The sequence below is a fragment of the Pseudoalteromonas sp. Isolate6 genome, assembly GCF_022398435.1.
Taxonomy (GTDB): Bacteria; Pseudomonadota; Gammaproteobacteria; order Enterobacterales; family Alteromonadaceae; genus Pseudoalteromonas; species Pseudoalteromonas galatheae.
Window position 1 is genome coordinate 1 of the sequence record NZ_JAKEVK010000075.1, and the last position, 19,620, is coordinate 19,620.

A 19,620-nucleotide genomic window follows, 5' to 3' on the forward strand; every position below is an offset into this window, starting at 1 on the left:
GGTTAACCTTTGGGCTTTTTAAAATATAGCTCAAGCTTGCTGGCGAGCAGTTAAGCTTGAGTGGTTAGCCTATAGCTCTAAATCGTCTTCAACTTCAGCAAGGCCTTTATCTTCACCCTCTTCAGGCATAATAACCGCTTGCGCTAGGAGCATTTCTCTCAACTTGCCTTCAATTTCATTGGCAATCTCAACATTTTCTTTTAAGAACTTAATTGAGTTTGCTTTACCTTGACCAATCTTACTGCCGTTGTAGCTAAACCAAGCACCCGCTTTATCAACCAGTTTGTGTTTCACACCTAAGTCTATCAACTCACCTTGTTTCGACGTACCCTCGCCATACATGATGATGAACTCAGCTTGCTTAAATGGTGGTGCAACTTTGTTTTTAACAACCTTAACGCGAGTTTCATTACCAACAACCTCATCACCTTCTTTCACTGAACCGATACGTCGAATATCAAGACGTACGGATGCATAGAATTTAAGTGCGTTACCACCAGTTGTGGTTTCAGGGTTGCCAAACATCACACCAATCTTCATGCGAATTTGGTTGATGAAAATACATAACGTGTTCGAACGTTTGATATTAGCAGTAAGCTTACGCAATGCTTGTGACATGAGTCGAGCCTGCAAGCCAACGTGTGAATCACCCATATCGCCTTCGATTTCAGCTTTGGGGGTCAGTGCTGCTACCGAGTCAATAACAACCAAATCAACCGCACCAGAACGAACTAACATGTCACAAATTTCAAGCGCTTGTTCACCGGTGTCAGGCTGAGACACCAGTAGTTCATCAACATTAACCCCTAGCTTCTCAGCATAGATTGGGTCGAGCGCGTGCTCAGCATCAACGAACGCACATGTTTTTCCCATCTTTTGCGCTTCTGCAATCGCTTGTAATGTTAGCGTTGTTTTACCTGATGATTCTGGGCCATAGATTTCAACAATACGACCAGTTGGTAAGCCGCCGATACCAAGTGCAATATCCAGACCTAATGAACCCGTTGAGATGGCTTCAATATCTAGCGCCTTGTTCTCACCCAGTTTCATGATTGAGCCTTTACCAAACTGACGCTCAATTTGTGATAGTGCTGCGTCTAATGCCTTTTGCTTGTTATCGTTCATTTGCTTCTCCAATTCAGCGTAATGACACCTAGTATACTGTATGAAATCACAGTATCAAGTGGAATTTTATGATTTTACCATTGCTATAGTATTTTTTAATGCAAATTCAATAGCTTGAACTCTTACTTCGGCCCTATTTCCAGAAAATACTTGGTGAAATGCCTGAACTTTTTCACTATTTGCAATAGCAAACCATACAGTACCTACGGGCTTATCAATACTGCCCCCTGTTGGTCCTGCGATACCGGACACAGCAATGGCAACTTCAGCCTTGGCTGCCTGCTGAGCGCCTTTTGCCATCTCCACAACCGTTTGTTCACTCACTGCACCAAATTGTGTTAGGGTTTGTTGTGATACCCCCAATAATTCGTGCTTAGCTTGATTACTATATGTTACAAAACAACGTTCGATATAAGCAGAGCTCCCCGGCGTATCTGTTAACGCATAACTCACCCCACCGCCCGTACATGACTCTGCGGTAGTGATTGTTACGCCGTTATTCGTTAGAATAGCGCCCAATTGTGCCGCATATTCGGCTATCTCTTTGTAGTGCTCCATAGGAAAACCTTTTAGGTATCAATAATGTCGTCAGATCTATATTCAGAACACACTATAAACCAACAAACCCCAATGATGCAGCAATACCTGCGAATTAAAGCGCAGCATCAAGAAATCTTGCTGTTCTATCGCATGGGCGACTTTTATGAACTCTTCTTTGACGATGCCATCAGAGCGGCGCAGCTTCTCGATATTTCTCAAACCTATCGCGGCAAAGCCGGTGGCAATCCAATTCCAATGGCGGGTGTTCCCTATCATGCAGTTGAAAACTACTTAGCTCGCTTGGTACAACTGGGTGAATCTGTTGCTATTTGTGAGCAAGTTGGCGACCCTGCGACCAGTAAAGGGCCTGTAGAACGTAAAGTTGTGCGTATTGTTACTCCAGGTACCGTCACCGACGAAGCACTATTGCAAGAACGCCAAGATAATTTACTTGCGGCGGTCTACCAACATCCAAAAAACTTAGGTTATGGTGTTGCCTATCTTGATATTAACTCGGGCCGATTTAATATCGTCGAGCTACAGACTGACGAAGCACTTAATTCTACGCTACAGCGCTTGCAGCCCGCTGAATTGTTATATCCAGAGTCATTTCAGAACCTTTTAGTGCTAGAAAGTATTAAAGGCAGTCGCCGCCGCCCGGATTGGGAGTTCGATTTAGACACAGCAAAGCATTTACTTTGTCAGCAGTTTGAAACCCGCGATTTAGTCGGTTTTGGTGTCGACAATGCCAATATGGGTTTAATCGCTGCAGGTTGTGTCATGCAATACGTGAAAGACACGCAGCGCACGGCATTACCTCATATTCGTGCGATCACGCTCGAAAAAAATGAGCACGCGGTGATCTTAGATGCCGCGACACGCAAAAACCTAGAGCTAACACTGAATCTCTCTGGTGGTGTTGAAAACACCTTAGCGCAGATTTTAGATAAGTCTTCAACGGCCATGGGTTCGCGCTTACTAAAACGTCGCATTCATACGCCTGTCCGCGAACGCAAAGAGCTCAACGCTCGCCTCAATGCGATTGCAAGCCTTATCGAACAACAACTATGCATGGAAGTTTACGATGCACTAAAACACATTGGCGATATTGAACGAGTCGTAGCACGGTTAGCCTTGTTTACCGCTCGTCCGCGTGATCTAACGCGTTTAAGAAGTGCATTACAAGCGTTACCGCCATTGCATGATATTTTACAAGATGCAACGGATGCGAGACTTCAATCTATCATTAGCCACTCACCGGCATTACCTAAGTTACAAGATTTGTTAGAACGAGCGGTTATCGACAATCCCCCTGTTCTCATTCGTGATGGTGGGGTGATAGCACAGGGCTATAATGCAGAACTCGACGAACTACGCGCATTAAGCGCAGGTGCAACAGACGTATTAGAAAAACTTGAAGAAAGAGAGCGCGAACGCACAGGGATCTCAACATTAAAAATTGGGTATAATCGCGTTCACGGATTTTATATTGAGATCAGCCGCGCCAATTCGCACTTAGTGCCTGCAGAATACATTCGCAGACAAACACTGAAAAATAACGAGCGCTATATTATTCCTGAGCTAAAAGAGCATGAGGATAAAGTGCTTGGTAGCCAATCGAAGGCGCTAGCACTTGAAAAGCGCCTGTATGAAGAGCTCTTTGAACTCATCGCTCCATATATTGAACAATTGCAAGTCATGGCAGCGGCGCTTGCGGATTTAGACGTATTAAACACCTTAGCCGAACGTGCTCAGACACTAGACTATTGCAAGCCCACGCTTACCGAGGGCACCGAAATTGATTTAGTGGATGGTCGCCATCCAGTCGTAGAACAAGTAAGTAAAGAGCCATTCATTGCCAACCCAGTAAAACTCAACGATGAACGGAAAATGCTCATTATTACAGGGCCAAATATGGGTGGTAAATCGACCTATATGCGCCAAACCGCGTTAATTGTGTTGATGGCGCATATTGGCAGCTATGTGCCGGCAAGCGCAGCCACCATCGGAATTGTCGATCGTATTTTTACTCGTATTGGTGCCAGTGACGACCTTGCCTCTGGGCGCTCAACCTTTATGGTTGAAATGACCGAAACTGCAACCATTTTAAACAATGCAACCGCCCAATCATTGGTGCTGATGGACGAAATTGGCCGTGGTACAAGCACCTATGACGGTTTATCACTTGCTTATGCAACAGCGGATTATCTCGCCAGCAAAATTGCAGCAAAAACACTATTTGCTACTCATTATTTTGAGTTAACCGAATTGGCTGAGCAACAAGCAGGCCTTGTTAATGTGCATTTGGATGCCGTTGAACATAACGATACCATTGCCTTCAAACATACCGTGATGGAAGGGGCTGCAAGTAAGAGTTTTGGTTTACAGGTAGCAAGTCTTGCTGGCGTGCCAAAAGCCGTGATTAAGTTGGCGAAACAGAAACTCGCTTTGTTAGAGCAACATCAGAGTGTTATTGGCGATAAGCCTACTCATGTAGCTGCGCCTCTACAACAGAGCTTAATGCTTGCCAATGAGCCTTCTGAGGTTGAAGCACTACTTGCAGATATGGATCCCGATGATATGACACCAAAGCAAGCTCATGCTTTGCTATATCAACTTAAATCTATGCTTTAGAAAGTTATGCTATGGAAAGTAAAAAGCGGCTAAAAGCCGCTTTTTTAATGTTCTCTCACAATTAGAACTTGTGGTTATACTGAAGACCAAAGATCATCGCATGGCCTTTAGAACGGAAACCCCACTTGCTTTGCGCTTTGTCAGTCTCAACAAAGTTTTGAGTCTTACCTCTTAACAAGCTGATACCAAAATCAAGTGTTGCTTGATTTGGTAAAGTGTACTCAGCACCAAAAGAGTACCATGTACGGTCTGTGTCTGGGATTGAAATAGACAGGTGGTTTTCATCCGCTGGCGATTCATCATACGCCATGCCAGCACGCAACTTAACAGACTCATTTAACTGATAGTCAGCACCTACAGAGAAACGCAAAGAGTTTGAAAAGTTTTCTTCTTTAGTGAATGCCGACTGCGAAGTACCGATAATCGCCTCAAGCTCATCAAAGCTGCTCCAGCCTGTCCATAATACGCTGTAGTGAACAGAGGTTGCTGAGTTTAACTTATGTGAACCGGAAATTTCAGCTATTGCGGGTAGTGTTATATCTACATATCCAGGAACAGATTCGTTGCCAGTACCACCTATTTCCGGAGGCAAAGCACTACGGAAGTGGCCATCAAAAGTAATGTCCGTTTCGCTGCGATAATGGAAACCAAGGCGATTGTTTTCATCAATTTGATAAGCTACACCCACATTCCAACCAAAGCCAGTATCATCACCTTCAAGGTGAACAGCTTCAAGGCTAGCCAGCTGACCTAAGTTGTTAGCACCCAAATTACGGATGATTTTTGCATCGGCATAAACATGGTTAATACCTAGAGCAACACTCCACTGCTCATCCACTTGGTATGATGCGGAGATACCAGCATTAACTGTGACGATTTCAGTTTCACCCGCAATTTGGCCTGCCACATAATCCTCATCGAACTCTGTAGATAGACCAAACTGTGAATAGATACCAGCACCAATCGACCATTGGTCATTATATTTGTGTGTCGCATAAATAGCAGGAATAATAGCACTTGGTGCGATGCTGTTGTCATTTAACGCTGCTGCAGGGATCCCATTACTAGTACCTGTTCCCGTTAGGCTTACGTCCGGTTGAACATACATAGCTGCTACTGATAATTGCGTGCCCGGTAGCTGACCCATCAATGCTGGGTTACGTGCAACCACTGACGCATCGTCGGCTGCAGATGCTTCACCCGCATAAGCACGACCAAGGCCAGATACGTTTTGTTCCGCAAGTTGGAAGGCGGCAGCTAGTGCTTGTGATGACGATAAAATCGCACCTGATGCGATAAGACCTAATAATACTTTGTTCATACTCTAATCCCCTGTGAACTAACCATTTCCTGAGTAATGGTTAAAAAAACCAATTCGAGTAACACTGCGTAGCCTCACTTTGACCTTGCTCACCTAGCCAATATCCAGCTATGCCACACACCCACCAAATTGGCAGAATAATAAATTCATGACACCCTACCTAAAAGTGGAGTAGAAATCTCCTTTTTTGCGACTTTTCGTTGATTAAGTGAACATATAACGAACAAATTACGCACTTTATAAACTCATCGGATGAGATAAATTATCAAATGATAATAATTACCAATATCATTGACGTACCTTCACCCCTTATATACACTCTTCAATCTGAGTATGAATCATTCTGTGTGCTAATCGTGCCAAGGAGAACAACATGTCGATAGCATTAATCGTTTGCGCATTGGTATTTTGCGGTCTCAGCGTATATTGCCTGTGTAAAGCAAACTACTGTGCCTGTCGCCACGCAGGAGAGTGTGATAACCCAGTCAGTCAATACTGGTTAGGTGCTATTGTCGCAGCGCTGCTATCACTGCTGTTAAGCTGTGCGGCGTTACATTCGGAAAAGGGAACATTGCTGTGGATATTAATGATGGCAAGCTGTATGACTGGCGCGATGCTCTCTGCTAGGTGGCAAAACCTCAAAAGGCGCTGTAAAAACGCTTTCTTCCCTGTCGCGCAATCCAAACCTTAAATCAATAATTGATCTCTTAGCAGTCGTGAGAGGTTAATTTGATAATCAAGCGGCCTGACACTTGCGATCACTTTTATATCTGACTCGCTTAAATCCAAATCTTTTGCCGTAACATGGTGGAGATGTTTGGTATTGTAAAACACACGTACAAGAGGCGCGGTGGGTGCATGTTTATTGCCTTCGAGTACCAACCCTAATCGCTCGTTGGTCAGTTTAACAATAGTTCCTACGGGGTGAACCCCCATACACTTAATAAATCGTTGCACTAAAATAGGGTCAAATTGCTTTTTACTCGACAATAAAAAACGTAAAGCATTGATTGGTTCATCAGCCTCTTTGTGGTGCTGATCTGAAGTTATGGCGTCGTATACATCTACAATCGCCATCATTCTTGCCGCGGTGCTGAGTGCGTCGTCTTTAATTCCTCTGGGATAGCCTGTACCATCTAAGCGTTCATGATGGTTGATGATCATGTCCAGCATAATAGGCGTGATCCCAGACTCACCTTTGCTCAACCCCAACGACTGCGCCACATGTTTTTTGACCGCACGATACTCAAGATCGGTAAAATTACCCGGCTTATTGATCAGCCCCTGCGGTAGCTTAGCGTGACCAATGTCATGCAACATCGCCCCCGTGGCTAACTGTTCAATAATGTGTTGTTGCAAACCGAGGTGCTTAGCAAATACAGTGATCAGAATTGCGCAGTTAGTCATATGACGCCAATTGTAGGCATCTTTGTCTTTGATCCGAGTTAAAATCGCCATCGCATTTGAATTACGCAATACCGAATCGACGATGTCTTTACTTACCTCATTGATGAGGCTCATATCGACCTTCAAACCCGATGTTACATCTCCATAGAGGCTTTGGATCTGCCGATTATTTTTTTCAAACTTTTGCATCGCAACCGCGAATTCTTGCTGCAAAGTTTGTTCTTTACTCACCGTTTTAGCTTTGGGTTTTGGCTTGCTGCGAGCGGTGGAGAGACTACCATCCATGCCATTTTTCGCGGCAGGTTCTTCAGGGGCTTGTGGCGCTTCAGTGACAGGCTCTGCTGGTTGCTGATATTTCTGTGGTACAGGAATATCACTCTGCGTAAAGTCTATGGTGAGCTCTAACACCCCTTTATCAATCAGCCTTTGAATGATAGCTTCATCTCTAACCATTCCCCGAGATTTAATCTTAATACCCGCGTCAGACTTATGTTTGTGAACATTATCCACAAACATTCCAGGTCTAAGATCTTCAATGGGAAGGACAATCTGCATGAATCGCTTACACTACGTAATTAGCCAATGAATATTAATACCATTGAATGAGGTGAAACACCATCTATTCAGATTAAATTCACACAAAGGTATGGTGAAATTACAACCTTTCAAAAACCTCAGGAGATATCAATTTGCTTAATTAAGTGATCTATTTTGAGGTATTTGTGAAGCATTGCCGGAGGGAAACCCAACACCGTATACATGCTGGGTTTTATATAGTTGCTATTCTTGGAAATAAGTTCCCCAACCGTCGTATTCAACGCCAGCGTCTAATGCAACCTTTTCTAACTTGTCTACGTCTTCCATGATGACGTCGGTATCCAGTTCGGCTTCTACAACAACATCAAAGCCCCAAATTTTGCCGCCGTCTTCGAGCTCAAGCTCTGCTGGTTCTTCAACATCATAGCCCAATTTAAATGCTGCTAATGCTGCTGCTTCCAGCTTGTCAAAGTCCTCACTTACAAAGTGATGTTCTACTTCATAAAGCGTTTCAGGGTTTGAACCGTCTTCTAGCAATGAAGAAACGATGTCTTCACTTATCTCACGCCAGTTTTCCATTATTTTAATCTCGCTTTTGCATCTAGTTCAGCTATTCTTTGAGCCATTTTAGCATGGATCTGAGCAGCGTGATCCCTCGCTGGCACTTCTGGGTCTAAATATTCTGGCTCTAGCATGTCAATATAGACCTTACCATTATTCCAACGATTGAGTTTTATCTGCTCATGAGTTGAACTCATACACACTGGGATGATAGGCACGTTGGCGCTCATCGCAGTGTGAAATGCCCCGGTTTTAAAGGGCAACAAACCGCGACCATAGCTTCTGGTTCCTTCAGGGAACATCCAAACTGATAGTTTTGACTCGGTGATTTTTTTTGCTGATTTGGTCAGTGTTCCTAAGGCTTTAGAACGATTAGCTCTATCAATCAAAATGTTGCCAGATAGCCAATACATTTGCCCAAAAAACGGGATCCACTTTAAGCTTTTTTTCCCCATGCTGACGGTGTTTTTTGGCACCACGGCCGGCAGCGTAAAGAGATCGTAATTATTTTGATGATTTGCAACATACATCGCAGGAACAACATGCTTGGCATTTTCATGCTGCGTGATCACCAACTCAACGCCTATCAACTTTGACATATAGCCATACCATCTGGCTATCGTGTGCACATTATTGGCGTGAAAAGGACGCACAATGCACAATAACAATCCACAAATACCACTAACAATGATAAACACTGCTAATAAGAGAATTCGTATAATGGCAATCAATTTAACCACTCCAGAATTAAAATCTTGCGCATTATAGTAAAATAAGCGAACACTTGTAAGCTCAAAATGATGATAGTTTAGAGGCTGCCAGAGGAATCTCTGGGTATGATGGTTAAGATACTGATCTGTTTATAGAAAATAAAAATGCCGCTGAGTAGCGGCATTTGACACACGATTTATCATTTTTGCAAAATTTAGCTCATTGCGTTTTGCAGCTTTTTCATTGCTGACTTTTCTAGCTGGCGTACACGCTCTGCCGACACGCTATATTTCTCAGCTAGATCTTGTAGCGTTGCCTTTTCGTCAGCAAGCCAGCGTGCACTTACGATATCTTGAGAGCGCTCATCAAGCGTTTTCAGTGCTGCAAATAGGCGATTATGTGACTGCTCTTGCCACTGCTCTTGCTCAACTTCTTCGGCAAGGTCGCTACTTGTGTCTGTTAAATACTGTACTGGAGAGAAGTTACCTGCTTGACTTTCGTCATCATCAGCAGATAGGTCAAAGCCCATATCTTGGCCTGCCATACGAGATTCCATCTCGCGAACTTCTTTCTCACTTACACCAAGCTCGTTTGCAACTGTTGTCACTTCGTCTTGGTTAAACCAACCTAAGCGCTTTTTATTTTTGCGCAGATTGAAGAATAATTTACGCTGCGCTTTTGTCGTCGCAACTTTCACAATACGCCAGTTCTTTAACACATATTCATGGATTTCCGCTTTAATCCAATGTACTGCAAAAGAAACAAGACGCACACCCACACTTGGGTCAAAACGCTTTACTGCTTTCATCAACCCAATGTTACCTTCTTGGATTAAATCAGCCTGAGGTAGGCCATAGCCCGAATAACTTTTTGCGATGTGAGCAACAAATCTCAAATGAGACATAATGAGTTGCTTAGCCGCGTTAAGATCCCCTTCTTCCTGAAGACGTGTCGCAAGTTTTTTCTCTTCCTCAGCGCCAAGCATAGGTATTGTGCTTACAGATTGAAGGTAACCTTCAACACTTGCGCTTTGCTGCCCAGTTAGTGCTAATGCGTATAAATCTTTAGTCATGTTTCACCTCAGTGATAAACCGTTTCGTGTATATTTAGCACTCTAACATCTAGAGTGCTAAATGCAATCTACTTTATCTGATTTTTAAAATCAACCTTTTTAGAAGAACTTCAAAAACAAAATATAACCTATTGAATAACAATAAAAATATTGAATTAACTTGGCTTCTTTTTACGATATTATTTTTTTATGACAGTGCTAAATTTAATTAGTTCTGATTGTTTGAGTGCTAAAATCTGATAGCAATTGGCAATCGACTGCTAAACTTTAGCAGTCGATTGGTAGTTGTAACGTTAAATCACACCTTTTCAGGTTCAATCTCTTTTATATAACGGTGTACAGAAAGAAAAGAGCCTACAAACCCTAAAGTAATCGCGGTGCCAAGTAGCACTAAAAGTTCATTCCCTGCCATCCCTTGAAGCACAAAGTTGCTTTGATATACCCCAACAACCGTAGAGACAGCTGATTCCAACCACCACAACATAAGGGCAACGCAGATAAAGGCAACCAAACCACCAACTATGCCATACCATACACCAGTCCAAAGAAACGGAGCCTGAATAAAAGCATTGGTCGCTCCCACCAGTTTTAGCACTTGAATTTCTTCTTTCTTGTCCATGATGGATAAGCGTATGGTATTTCCAATAATCAAGATAACAGCGCTAAGCAATAGAAACCCCACGGTGATCACACTTTCTTTTAGTAACCCCAGTAGTGCATTAAGGCGCTCTAGCCATTCAATATCCAGCTTACCAAACTCAACCTCACGCTCTTTTTCAAGTTTAGTAAGAAGCTCAGTTGCGGCTTGTGGTTTTCTAAAACGACTAACAGGTGTTACCAACACAACATTAGGCAAGGGGTTTTCTTCTAAATAGTTAAGCGCCTGACCAAAGCCAGACATTGACTTAAATTCATCCAGAGCTTGACTTTTACTTATCAGTACTACTTTTTCTATTTCTGGATAGAGTGCAAGTCGCTTCACCAAAGTTTGTGTCTGTGACTCTGTCATTTCATCTTTAACAAATAATGATATTTCAGATGCTTCTTTAAACCCGCTACTTACCTGCTGGACATTTTTCACTACCACATAAAGCGTCGCTGGCAATGTCAGGCTGAGCCCCAAAACTAGAATAGTCATTAAAGAGGCCATTGGCGTCCGCCACATTTCCCCAAGGCTCTGTACACCTTGACGAATAATCATCAAACAAAAAAAGTAAAAATGATGAAACATCGACTTTTTACTCTGTTCAGCCTGATTTCCTCTTCCTTTAAACAACAAACTCATAGCGTGTCCTCCGCTAGCGGATCTTGTAGCATACGTCCTTGATTCAGTGTGAAGCTACGGTATTTCATACGTGCTATTAACCCTAAATCATGGGTAGCGATAAGAACAGATGTACCACGGCGATTAAATTCTTCAAATAGGTTCAGAATTTCCATCGATAGTTCAGGGTCTAAGTTTCCTGTAGGTTCGTCTGCAAGCAGCAAAGGCGGCGAGTTAACAATCGCTCTTGCTATGCCAACACGTTGCTGTTCACCTCCAGATAACACACTCGGGTGACACTTTGCTTTATCAAGCAAACCCACCTTGTCCAAAGCAGCATGTACTCTTTTGGTGATCTGTTTATGGTGAGTACCTTCAATAACTAAAGGTAGTGCGACGTTATCAAATACACTGTAACGTTCAAGTAGGCGGTGGTTTTGAAAAATAATCCCAATATCTCGGCGAACAAAAGGAACTTGCCGGTTGGATACCGTATTGAGGTCAACACCATTAATGTAGACACGGCCTGCTGATGGCCTTTCCATCACGCTAACCAACTTTAATAATGTACTTTTACCTGCGCCACTGTGGCCGGTTAAAAATGCGAGTTCTCCATTTGCAAGTTCAAAGCTAACTTTTTCCAGCGCTTTGTGCCCACCAGGATAAGTTTTGCTCACTTGCTCAAATTTAATCATGTTGGCCTCTTATACTTATTTTTAACCATGACGCTCAGCCCGTGGCATTGTAGCAATTCAGCAATCGAATAAAGCGGGCAAATTTGCCCGCTTTATTGCAACTGATGTCTCCATTTATTCTTGACTGAACAAAGCCTCGATAAAATCATCACTCTTAAAGGTGCGTAAGTCGTCAATGCCTTCACCTACACCTATATATCGAATTGGCACCTTAAACTGATCCGCCACAGCAAAGATAACCCCACCTTTGGCTGTACCATCAAGCTTAGTTAACGTGATACCAGTTAAGCCAACCGCTTGATTAAACAGCTTTACCTGACTAATCGCATTCTGACCAGTTCCGGCATCAATCGTCAACATCACTTCATGTGGCGCGTCTGGGTCTAATTTTTTCATTACTCGAGCTATCTTCTCAAGCTCTTGCATTAGGTTATCTTTATTTTGTAATCGACCCGCTGTATCCGCTATTAATACATCAATATTTCTCGCTTTAGCGGCTTGGAAAGCATCAAATACCACCGACGCAGAATCAGCACCTGTGTGCTGGGCCACAACAGGGATACTGTTTCTTTCACCCCATACCTGCAACTGCTCTACCGCAGCCGCGCGGAAAGTATCGCCAGCCGCCAACATGACGGATTTACCTTCACTTTGAAACTGTTTGGCAAGCTTACCGATTGTCGTCGTTTTACCAACACCATTTACGCCAACCATTAAGATAACAAAAGGTTTTTTATCGGCAGGGATCTCAAGCGGCTGCTCTGCCGTTTTTAAGATCTCTGACATTTCTTTTTTCATTAGATCATATAAAGCTTCACCGTCTTTTAACTGCTTTCTATCAGCAGCATCAGTCAGGTTATCTATCAGCTTCATCGTGGTTTCAACACCAATATCAGCCGTTAGCAATTGTGTTTCTAGATCTTCGAACAATTCATCATCGATTTTCTTGCCTTTGAATACCGAAGCAAAGCCAGAGCCGATATTGGCTTTGGTTTTCAAAAGGCCTTTTTTAAGGCGAGAAAAGAAACCTTCTTTTTTCGGCTTCTCTTGTTCTTTAGCTAATTGTGCCTGACGCTCTGCCTCTTCACGTTCAGCTTGTTCTTTCGCTTCTTGCGCTTGACGTTCTGCTTCCTCGCGCTCGGCTTGTTCTTTCGCTAATTGCGCCTGACGTTCTGCTTCTTCACGCTCAGCTTGCTCTTTCGCTTCTTGCGCTTGACGCTCTGCTTCCTCACGCTCAGCTTGTTCTTTCGCTAATTGCGCCTGACGCTCTGCTTCTTCACGCTCAGCTTGTTCTTTAGCTAGTTGCGCCTGACGCTCTGCTTCTTCACGCTCTGCTTGTTCTTTCGCTTCTTGCGCTTGACGCTCTGCTTCCTCACGCTCAGCTTGTTCTTTCGCTAATTGTGCCTGACGTTCTGCCTCTTCACGCTCGGCTTGCTCTTTCGCTAATTGCGCCTGACGCTCTGCTTGTTCTCTCGCAAGTTGTGCCTGACGTTCAGCTTCCTCACGCTCGGCTTGCTCTTTAGCTAGTTGCGCCTGACGTTCTGCTTCCTCACGCTCAGCTTGTTCTTTTGCTTGTTGCGCCTGACGCTCAACCTCTTCACGCTCGGCTTGTTCTTTCGCTAATTGTGCCTGACGTTCAGCTTGCTCTTTAGCTAGTTGCGCCTGACGTTCTGCCTCTTCACGCTCAGCTTGTTCTTTCGCTAATTGTGCCTGACGTTCTGCTTCCTCACGCTCAGCTTGTTCTTTCGCTAGTTGTGCCTGATGTTCTGCTTCTTCACGCTCAGCTTGTTCTTTTGCTAACTGTTCTTGACGTTCAGCTTCCTCACGCTCAGCCTGTTCTTTCGCTAATTGTGCCTGACGTTCTGCTTCTTCACGCTCAGCTTGTTCTTTTGCAAGTTGCGCCTGACGTTCTGCCTCTTCACGCTCTGCTTGCTCTTTCGCTAGTTGCGCCTGACGTTCCGCCTCTTCACGCTCTGCTTGTTCTTTTGCTAACTGTTCTTGGCGCTCAGCTTCTTGTTGCTCTTTATCGGATTTACCAAAGCCCAACCAAGATAAAAATTTGTTTTTCTTTCCCATATTCACTTATGACCGTGTTAGATAAATTGCATAAACCCAAAGCAAAATGTTGATGATCTTGCTACCATACTCGAAAACGCCAATCCGCATCAGCTTATCGCTTTTACTTGGATTGATATCACACTTAATTTTGGGCTCGAAAGGCAAGCCGAGGATGGCAACCTTAGTGCTTAGACAAAATTGCGTGCAAGTGTACCATGTTCCGTAAGGATGAAAAATCCTGACACCAAGAACCTTTAATAAAGAAGCAAATTACGTCGCTATGAGAAAATCTAAGCCTAAGTCAAATACCAAGCAGTCTGGATTCATTCGCCTGATCAGTGGCAAGCATAAAGGTCGCAAGTTACCAGTTCATGATGTTGTGGGATTAAGACCAACAACGGATAGAATGAAAGAAACCGTTTTTAATTGGCTCATGCAGGATGTAAGAGACGCAAAAGTACTCGATTGCTTTGCCGGTGCTGGCAGTCTAGGATTTGAGGCTATTTCACGCTTTGCAGCAAGCGGAACCTTTATCGAACTGGATAAAACCGCAGCGACGCAGCTTAGCAATAATGCAACCTTACTTAAGCTGGATAACGTTGAAATCATTAATACCAACGCATTAACCATGCTGGCAAATAACCCTAAGCAACAGCAATATAACTTGGTTTTTATTGACCCCCCCTTTCGCAAAGGGCTTGTCACTCCTTGCTGCGCCTTACTTGAATCGCAGTCTTGGCTCAGCGAAGACGCGCTCATCTATGTTGAATTTGAACAAGAGGCACAACCTGAAACACCAGAAAATTGGCACTTGATTAAAGAAAAGCATGCAGGACAAGTGATCTGCCGCCTTTATCAGCGCTGAAATTCCCCCATAAAGAATGAAAAAACAGCCGCTAGCGTATGACATGACAGGGCTGGTGTTTTTAGCTATAATTTAAGCTTTACATGCGGTCTTGCTTCAGATTACAATACCGCACCATTTTTGAACCAATTGGCTAGTTTTTAGCCAGATAGAGCTAAGCTCATTAATTAGGTAGGTGAATTTTTAATGCCAGTAATTAAAGTAAGAGAAAACGAGCCGTTTGACGTTGCACTACGTCGTTTCAAACGTTCATGTGAAAAAGCAGGTATCCTTTCTGAAGTTCGTCGTCGCGAGCACTACGAGAAGCCAACTGCTGAGCGTAAGCGCAAAAAAGCTGCAGCGGTTAAGCGTCACATGAAGAAGCTTTCTCGCGAAAACGCACGTCGCGTTAAATTATACTAATCAGTATTGGTCTTGTATCAATGAGCTTATTAGTTACGCTAAAAGACGCACAAAAAGAAGCGATGAAAGCCAAAGATAAACTTCGTCTTGGCGCGATTCGTGCGGTACTTGCTGAAATTAAACAGCGAGAAATCGACAACCAAACTACACTAGACGACGCAGGCATTACTGCGGTTTTAGTTAAGTTGGTTAAGCAACGTCGCGATTCTTATACCCAGTATAAAGATGCAGGGCGTGAAGACTTAGCTGAGATCGAAGCTAACGAAATTAGCGTACTTGAGACATTCCTTCCTAAGCCACTTAGTGAAGATGAAATTGTCGAGCTAATTGATGCCGTGATTGCACAAACTGGTGCATCAGGCATGCAAGACATGGGTAAAGTAATGGGTGCGATTAAAGCTGAAGCTGAAGGTCGTGCTGATATGGGTAAAGTCTCTGGTTTAATTAAGCAAAGACTTACCGCTTAAGCCCACATACAATTGTATGATTGATAAGTGAACCGAGCCTCGCGCTCGGTTTCTTCGTTTTAGGCGTCATGCGTATCAATGCAGCGCTGATAAGATACCTCAATTGAATTAAGTTGATTTTTTCTCGTCGCTACTTGATATAATGCGCTCACTTGCTAATACAACTTCGGAACATAAATGAAAGGCAAAATTCCTAGACAGTTTATTGATGACTTGCTCGCAAGAGCGGATATTGTCGAGCTCATAGACGGTCGTGTGGGATTAAAAAAGGCAGGAAAAGACTATCAAGCCTGCTGTCCATTTCACAATGAGAAAACACCTTCATTTACCGTGTCACGTGATAAACAGTTTTACCATTGCTTCGGCTGTGGTGCCAATGGCAACGCAATTTCCTTCTTAATGGAATACGACAAGCTTGAGTTTGTTGATGCTATTGAAGAATTAGCTGCCCTATTAAACTTAGAAGTACCACGCGAAAATGCCCCGCAAGGGCCGCAGCGTTCAATGGAAGAAAAAAAGTCTGACTATGACTTAATGCTCCAAGCGGCTAAGTTTTATCAGCATCAGTTAAAGCACCATAGCAATGCCACTCAAGTAATTGACTACGTAAAAGGGCGCGGCTTGAGTGGCGAAACTGTACAAAAGTTTATGATTGGTTATGCACCACCTGAGTGGGAAGCATTGTGCAATCAACTAGCCCGCAAGCCAGAACACAAGCAACAACTGCTTGATTTAAAATTAGCATCAGAAAAGTCAGCTGGCCGCCAATTTGACTTCTTCCGCGATCGCTTGATGTTCCCTATTCGTGATAAACGTGGTCGTGTCATCGCATTTGGCGGAAGGGTAATGGGTGCAGATCAAGGCCCTAAATATCTAAACTCGCCTGAAACACGCATTTTCCATAAAAGTTTCGAGCTTTATGGTTTTTATGAAGCCAAGCAAGCACACAAGCAATTAGATAAGGTGTTGATTGTGGAAGGCTATATGGACGTCGTTGCCCTAGCAGAAAAAGGCATTGATTACGCCGTTGCCGCATTAGGCACTGCAACCACCGCTGAACACATGCAAACTTTGTTTCGTAATACCGACAGAGTGATCTGCTGCTACGACGGTGACAGAGCTGGCCGCGATGCTGCTTGGCGTGCGCTTGACCATGCACTACCTAACTTGAAAGACGGTAAGTCACTACAGTTTGTATTTTTGCCTGATGGTGAAGATCCGGACTCATTAGTGCAGCAAGAAGGCAAAGACGCCTTTGAAGCACGACTGGAAACAGCAAGCGATTATACGCAAGTATTGTTTACCAAATTACGTGAGCAATGCGACCTTACAAATGATGCAGGCAAATCCAAGCTGCTTACCGATGCCATTCCACTGATCAGCAAAATCCCCAGTGACTACTACCAAGAGAGTTTGTTAACTACCTTAGCGAGGTTAATTGGTCGTACTCGTGAGCAGCTTAGTGCTAAATTGGCAAGTAACAAACAGCAGAATAAAATTGAGCGCCAATTTAAAGTGACTCCGATGCGTCGAGCGATTGGCTTACTGCTCCAACATCCACAGCTTGCGCAAACGGTTGAGTACATGCCAGAGCTAGGTGAAATGGCAATCCCAGGTATTCAACTACTGCTGAGCTTACAAATGTTATGTAGTGATAACCCACAAATAAACACAGCGCAGTTACTTGAACACTATCGCGACCAGGCTGAATTCGATGCCTTGAAAAAGCTTGCGGTATGGCAACATGGCGTTGCTGAAGATAGGCTAGAAGACGAATTTAAAAATACTTTTCAATTTATTGAAGATCAGTGTTTAAATTATCGCCTAGAGACCCTATTAATAAAGGAGAAAACCGAAGGCTTAACAAATGATGAGCGGCTAGAATGCGCACTCCTTACCCAAGCGCTTAAACAGTAGAAGTTCTAGTCAATAGCAATTTTCGGTGCTATAATGTTCTATTCACTGCGTCATCAAAATTTAGCTGTTAAATAGCTGGCGCCTGTTGTATCAACTTTTCAGAGTGGAAGCAAATTTCTCTATGGATCAATCTCCTCAGTCACAACTCAAACTTCTGATTCAGAAAGGTAAAGAGCAAGGTTATTTAACTTTTGCAGAAGTTAACGATCATCTTCCACAAGACATCATAGACTCAGATCAGGTAGAAGATATCATCAGCATGATCAACGATATGGGTATTCAGGTCTCTGAAAATGCGCCTGATGCTGATGAGTTGATGATGCAAGAAACAACAACAGATGAGGATGCTGCGGAAGCAGCAGCTGCGGCTTTAGCAACAGTAGAAAAAGAAATTGGCCGCACAACTGACCCTGTTCGTATGTATATGCGTGAAATGGGTACGGTTGAACTTCTAACTCGTGAAGGCGAAATCCAAATCGCTAAGCGCATTGAAGAAGGGATCAACCAAGTACAGATTTCTGTTGCTGAATACCCAGAAGCTATTACTTACCTGCTAGAGCAATGGGACAAGTACGAAGCAGAAGAAATGCGTCTAAGCGACATTGTTTCTGGTTTCTTTGATCCTAATGCTATTGAGGAAGATGAAGCACCAATTTCAGCAACACACATCGGTTCTGAGCTAAGTGATGAAGACTTAGATGACGAAGATGATGATGAAGATGATGACGATGACGACTCAGAAGAAGGCGATTCAGGCCCTGATCCTGAAGAAGCTCGTGAGCATTTTGAACATCTTCGTACATTGTATAATACAGCGCGAGAAATTTTTGAAAGTAAAGGTCGCTCGCACCCAGATGCAAAAGCTGCAATTCAGGAAATCGGCGATCACTTCCGTACTTTCAAGTTAGTACCTAAGCAATTCGACCGCATGGTAAATAACATGCGCGACATGATGGACAAAGTGCGTGTTCAAGAACGCATCATCATGAAACAAGCAGTTCAGATTGCTAAGGTACCGAAAAAGGTTTTTGTTAAGCACTTTGCTAACAATGAAACCGATACCGCATGGATCGATGCTGAAATTGCATCAGGTGAAAAACACTCGGCAAAACTTGCTGAAGTAAAACCTGAAATCGAGCGTTGTGTTAACAAGCTTAAAGCGTTTGAAGATAGCACGGGTCTTAGCATTGAGCGTATTAAAGACATCAACCGTCGCATGAGTATTGGTGAAGCGAAAGCTCGCCGTGCGAAGAAAGAAATGGTTGAAGCGAACTTGCGTCTTGTAATTTCAATCGCTAAAAAATATACCAACCGTGGTCTGCAGTTCTTGGATCTGATCCAAGAAGGTAACATCGGTCTGATGAAAGCGGTTGATAAATTTGAATATCGTCGTGGTTATAAGTTTTCAACATACGCAACGTGGTGGATCCGTCAGGCGATCACGCGCTCAATTGCGGATCAGGCAAGAACTATCCGTATTCCAGTGCATATGATTGAAACAATCAATAAGCTGAATCGTATCTCTCGTCAAATGCTACAGGAGATGGGTCGTGAGCCAAGTCCTGAAGAGTTGGCAGAGCGTATGATGATGCCTGAAGACAAGATCCGCAAAGTGTTAAAAATCGCCAAAGAGCCAATCTCAATGGAGACGCCAATTGGTGATGATGAAGATTCACATCTTGGTGACTTTATCGAAGACACTACTATCGAGTCGCCGATTGATTCAGCAACGATGGAAAGTCTTCGTGGCGCAACCAACGAAGTACTGGCAGGCCTTACCGCTCGTGAAGCTAAAGTACTACGTATGCGTTTCGGTATCGATATGAATACAGACCACACGTTAGAAGAAGTAGGTAAACAGTTTGATGTAACACGTGAGCGTATTCGTCAGATTGAAGCTAAAGCGTTACGTAAGCTGCGCCACCCTTCTCGCTCAGATCTATTAAAGAGCTTTTTAGACGTTAAGGGCTAAAAAGTAGCAAATAAGATTAAGGCCGCTATTCAGCGGCCTTTTTTATATTAATTGGATTAAATAGGTATACAC

General features: G+C 43.5%; 17 protein-coding genes. 7 read left to right on the forward strand and 10 right to left on the reverse strand.

Annotation, left to right across the window (positions count from 1 at the left end; all coding sequences use genetic code 11):
• Positions 1-69 precede the first annotated feature (69 nt).
• Positions 70-1,125, reverse strand: coding sequence for a recombinase RecA (gene recA, locus L1D50_RS12080; protein ID WP_095729681.1), 1,056 nt, complete (start codon positions 1,123-1,125; stop codon positions 70-72).
• A gap of 66 nt (positions 1,126-1,191) precedes the next feature.
• Positions 1,192-1,683, reverse strand: a complete 492-nt coding sequence (locus L1D50_RS12085; RefSeq protein ID WP_239966104.1) for a nicotinamide-nucleotide amidohydrolase family protein — start codon at positions 1,681-1,683, stop codon at positions 1,192-1,194.
• Positions 1,684-1,707: 24 nt separating this feature from the next.
• Here L1D50_RS12085 and mutS point away from each other — a divergent pair, with 24 nt between their 5' ends.
• Positions 1,708-4,299: a DNA mismatch repair protein MutS gene (mutS, locus tag L1D50_RS12090; protein WP_138524184.1), complete on the forward strand. Its 2,592-nt coding sequence runs from the start codon at positions 1,708-1,710 to the stop codon at positions 4,297-4,299.
• 61 nt (positions 4,300-4,360) lie between these two features.
• Here mutS and L1D50_RS12095 read toward each other — a convergent pair whose 3' ends face one another.
• The gene (locus L1D50_RS12095) at positions 4,361-5,620 is read right to left on the reverse strand and encodes an outer membrane protein transport protein (protein ID WP_239966105.1); all 1,260 of its coding nucleotides are present in this window, start codon (positions 5,618-5,620) and stop codon (positions 4,361-4,363) included.
• 373 nt (positions 5,621-5,993) lie between these two features.
• Here L1D50_RS12095 and L1D50_RS12100 point away from each other — a divergent pair, with 373 nt between their 5' ends.
• Positions 5,994-6,311 carry a hypothetical protein gene (locus L1D50_RS12100; RefSeq protein WP_010374094.1) on the forward strand — a complete coding sequence of 106 codons (318 nt, stop codon included), beginning with the start codon at positions 5,994-5,996 and terminating at the stop codon, positions 6,309-6,311.
• On the opposite strand, the gene L1D50_RS12105 is transcribed toward L1D50_RS12100, so the two are convergent.
• From L1D50_RS12105 to ftsY, 7 genes are all read right to left on the reverse strand, one after another.
• Positions 6,308-7,582, reverse strand: a complete 1,275-nt coding sequence (locus L1D50_RS12105) for an HD domain-containing phosphohydrolase (RefSeq protein WP_128727711.1) — start codon at positions 7,580-7,582, stop codon at positions 6,308-6,310. The genes L1D50_RS12100 and L1D50_RS12105 overlap by 4 nt on opposite strands.
• Positions 7,583-7,807: 225 nt before the next feature.
• The gene (rraB, locus tag L1D50_RS12110; protein WP_010374098.1) at positions 7,808-8,143 is read right to left on the reverse strand and encodes a ribonuclease E inhibitor RraB; all 336 of its coding nucleotides are present in this window, start codon (positions 8,141-8,143) and stop codon (positions 7,808-7,810) included.
• The gene (locus tag L1D50_RS12115) at positions 8,143-8,856 is read right to left on the reverse strand and encodes a 1-acylglycerol-3-phosphate O-acyltransferase (RefSeq protein WP_209319055.1); all 714 of its coding nucleotides are present in this window, start codon (positions 8,854-8,856) and stop codon (positions 8,143-8,145) included. The genes rraB and L1D50_RS12115 overlap by 1 nt, the downstream gene beginning before the upstream one ends.
• Positions 8,857-9,050: 194 nt before the next feature.
• Positions 9,051-9,908 carry an RNA polymerase sigma factor RpoH gene (rpoH, locus tag L1D50_RS12120; protein WP_010374102.1) on the reverse strand — a complete coding sequence of 286 codons (858 nt, stop codon included), beginning with the start codon at positions 9,906-9,908 and terminating at the stop codon, positions 9,051-9,053.
• A gap of 298 nt (positions 9,909-10,206) precedes the next feature.
• The gene (gene ftsX, locus L1D50_RS12125) at positions 10,207-11,193 is read right to left on the reverse strand and encodes a permease-like cell division protein FtsX (protein ID WP_128727709.1); all 987 of its coding nucleotides are present in this window, start codon (positions 11,191-11,193) and stop codon (positions 10,207-10,209) included.
• Positions 11,190-11,867 carry a cell division ATP-binding protein FtsE gene (ftsE, locus tag L1D50_RS12130; RefSeq protein ID WP_017218471.1) on the reverse strand — a complete coding sequence of 226 codons (678 nt, stop codon included), beginning with the start codon at positions 11,865-11,867 and terminating at the stop codon, positions 11,190-11,192. The genes ftsX and ftsE overlap by 4 nt, the downstream gene beginning before the upstream one ends.
• Positions 11,868-11,981: 114 nt before the next feature.
• Complete coding sequence (gene ftsY, locus L1D50_RS12135) at positions 11,982-13,943, reverse strand: signal recognition particle-docking protein FtsY (RefSeq protein WP_239966106.1); 1,962 nt, start codon at positions 13,941-13,943, stop codon at positions 11,982-11,984.
• A gap of 262 nt (positions 13,944-14,205) precedes the next feature.
• Here ftsY and rsmD point away from each other — a divergent pair, with 262 nt between their 5' ends.
• The 5 genes from rsmD to rpoD all read left to right on the forward strand — a co-directional run bounded on the left by rsmD (position 14,206) and on the right by rpoD (position 19,548).
• The gene (gene rsmD / locus L1D50_RS12140) at positions 14,206-14,790 is read left to right on the forward strand and encodes a 16S rRNA (guanine(966)-N(2))-methyltransferase RsmD (protein ID WP_128727707.1); all 585 of its coding nucleotides are present in this window, start codon (positions 14,206-14,208) and stop codon (positions 14,788-14,790) included.
• A 186-nt stretch (positions 14,791-14,976) separates the two neighbouring features.
• Positions 14,977-15,192 carry a 30S ribosomal protein S21 gene (gene rpsU / locus L1D50_RS12145; protein WP_010362466.1) on the forward strand — a complete coding sequence of 72 codons (216 nt, stop codon included), beginning with the start codon at positions 14,977-14,979 and terminating at the stop codon, positions 15,190-15,192.
• 20 nt (positions 15,193-15,212) lie between these two features.
• Positions 15,213-15,659, forward strand: coding sequence for a GatB/YqeY domain-containing protein (locus L1D50_RS12150; RefSeq protein ID WP_128727706.1), 447 nt, complete (start codon positions 15,213-15,215; stop codon positions 15,657-15,659).
• A gap of 177 nt (positions 15,660-15,836) precedes the next feature.
• Positions 15,837-17,576 carry a DNA primase gene (dnaG, locus tag L1D50_RS12155; protein WP_239966107.1) on the forward strand — a complete coding sequence of 580 codons (1,740 nt, stop codon included), beginning with the start codon at positions 15,837-15,839 and terminating at the stop codon, positions 17,574-17,576.
• 121 nt (positions 17,577-17,697) lie between these two features.
• Positions 17,698-19,548 (forward strand): RNA polymerase sigma factor RpoD, encoded by a 1,851-nt coding sequence (gene rpoD / locus L1D50_RS12160; RefSeq protein ID WP_128727704.1) that lies wholly within the window; start codon positions 17,698-17,700, stop codon positions 19,546-19,548.
• Positions 19,549-19,620: the final 72 nt, after the last annotated feature.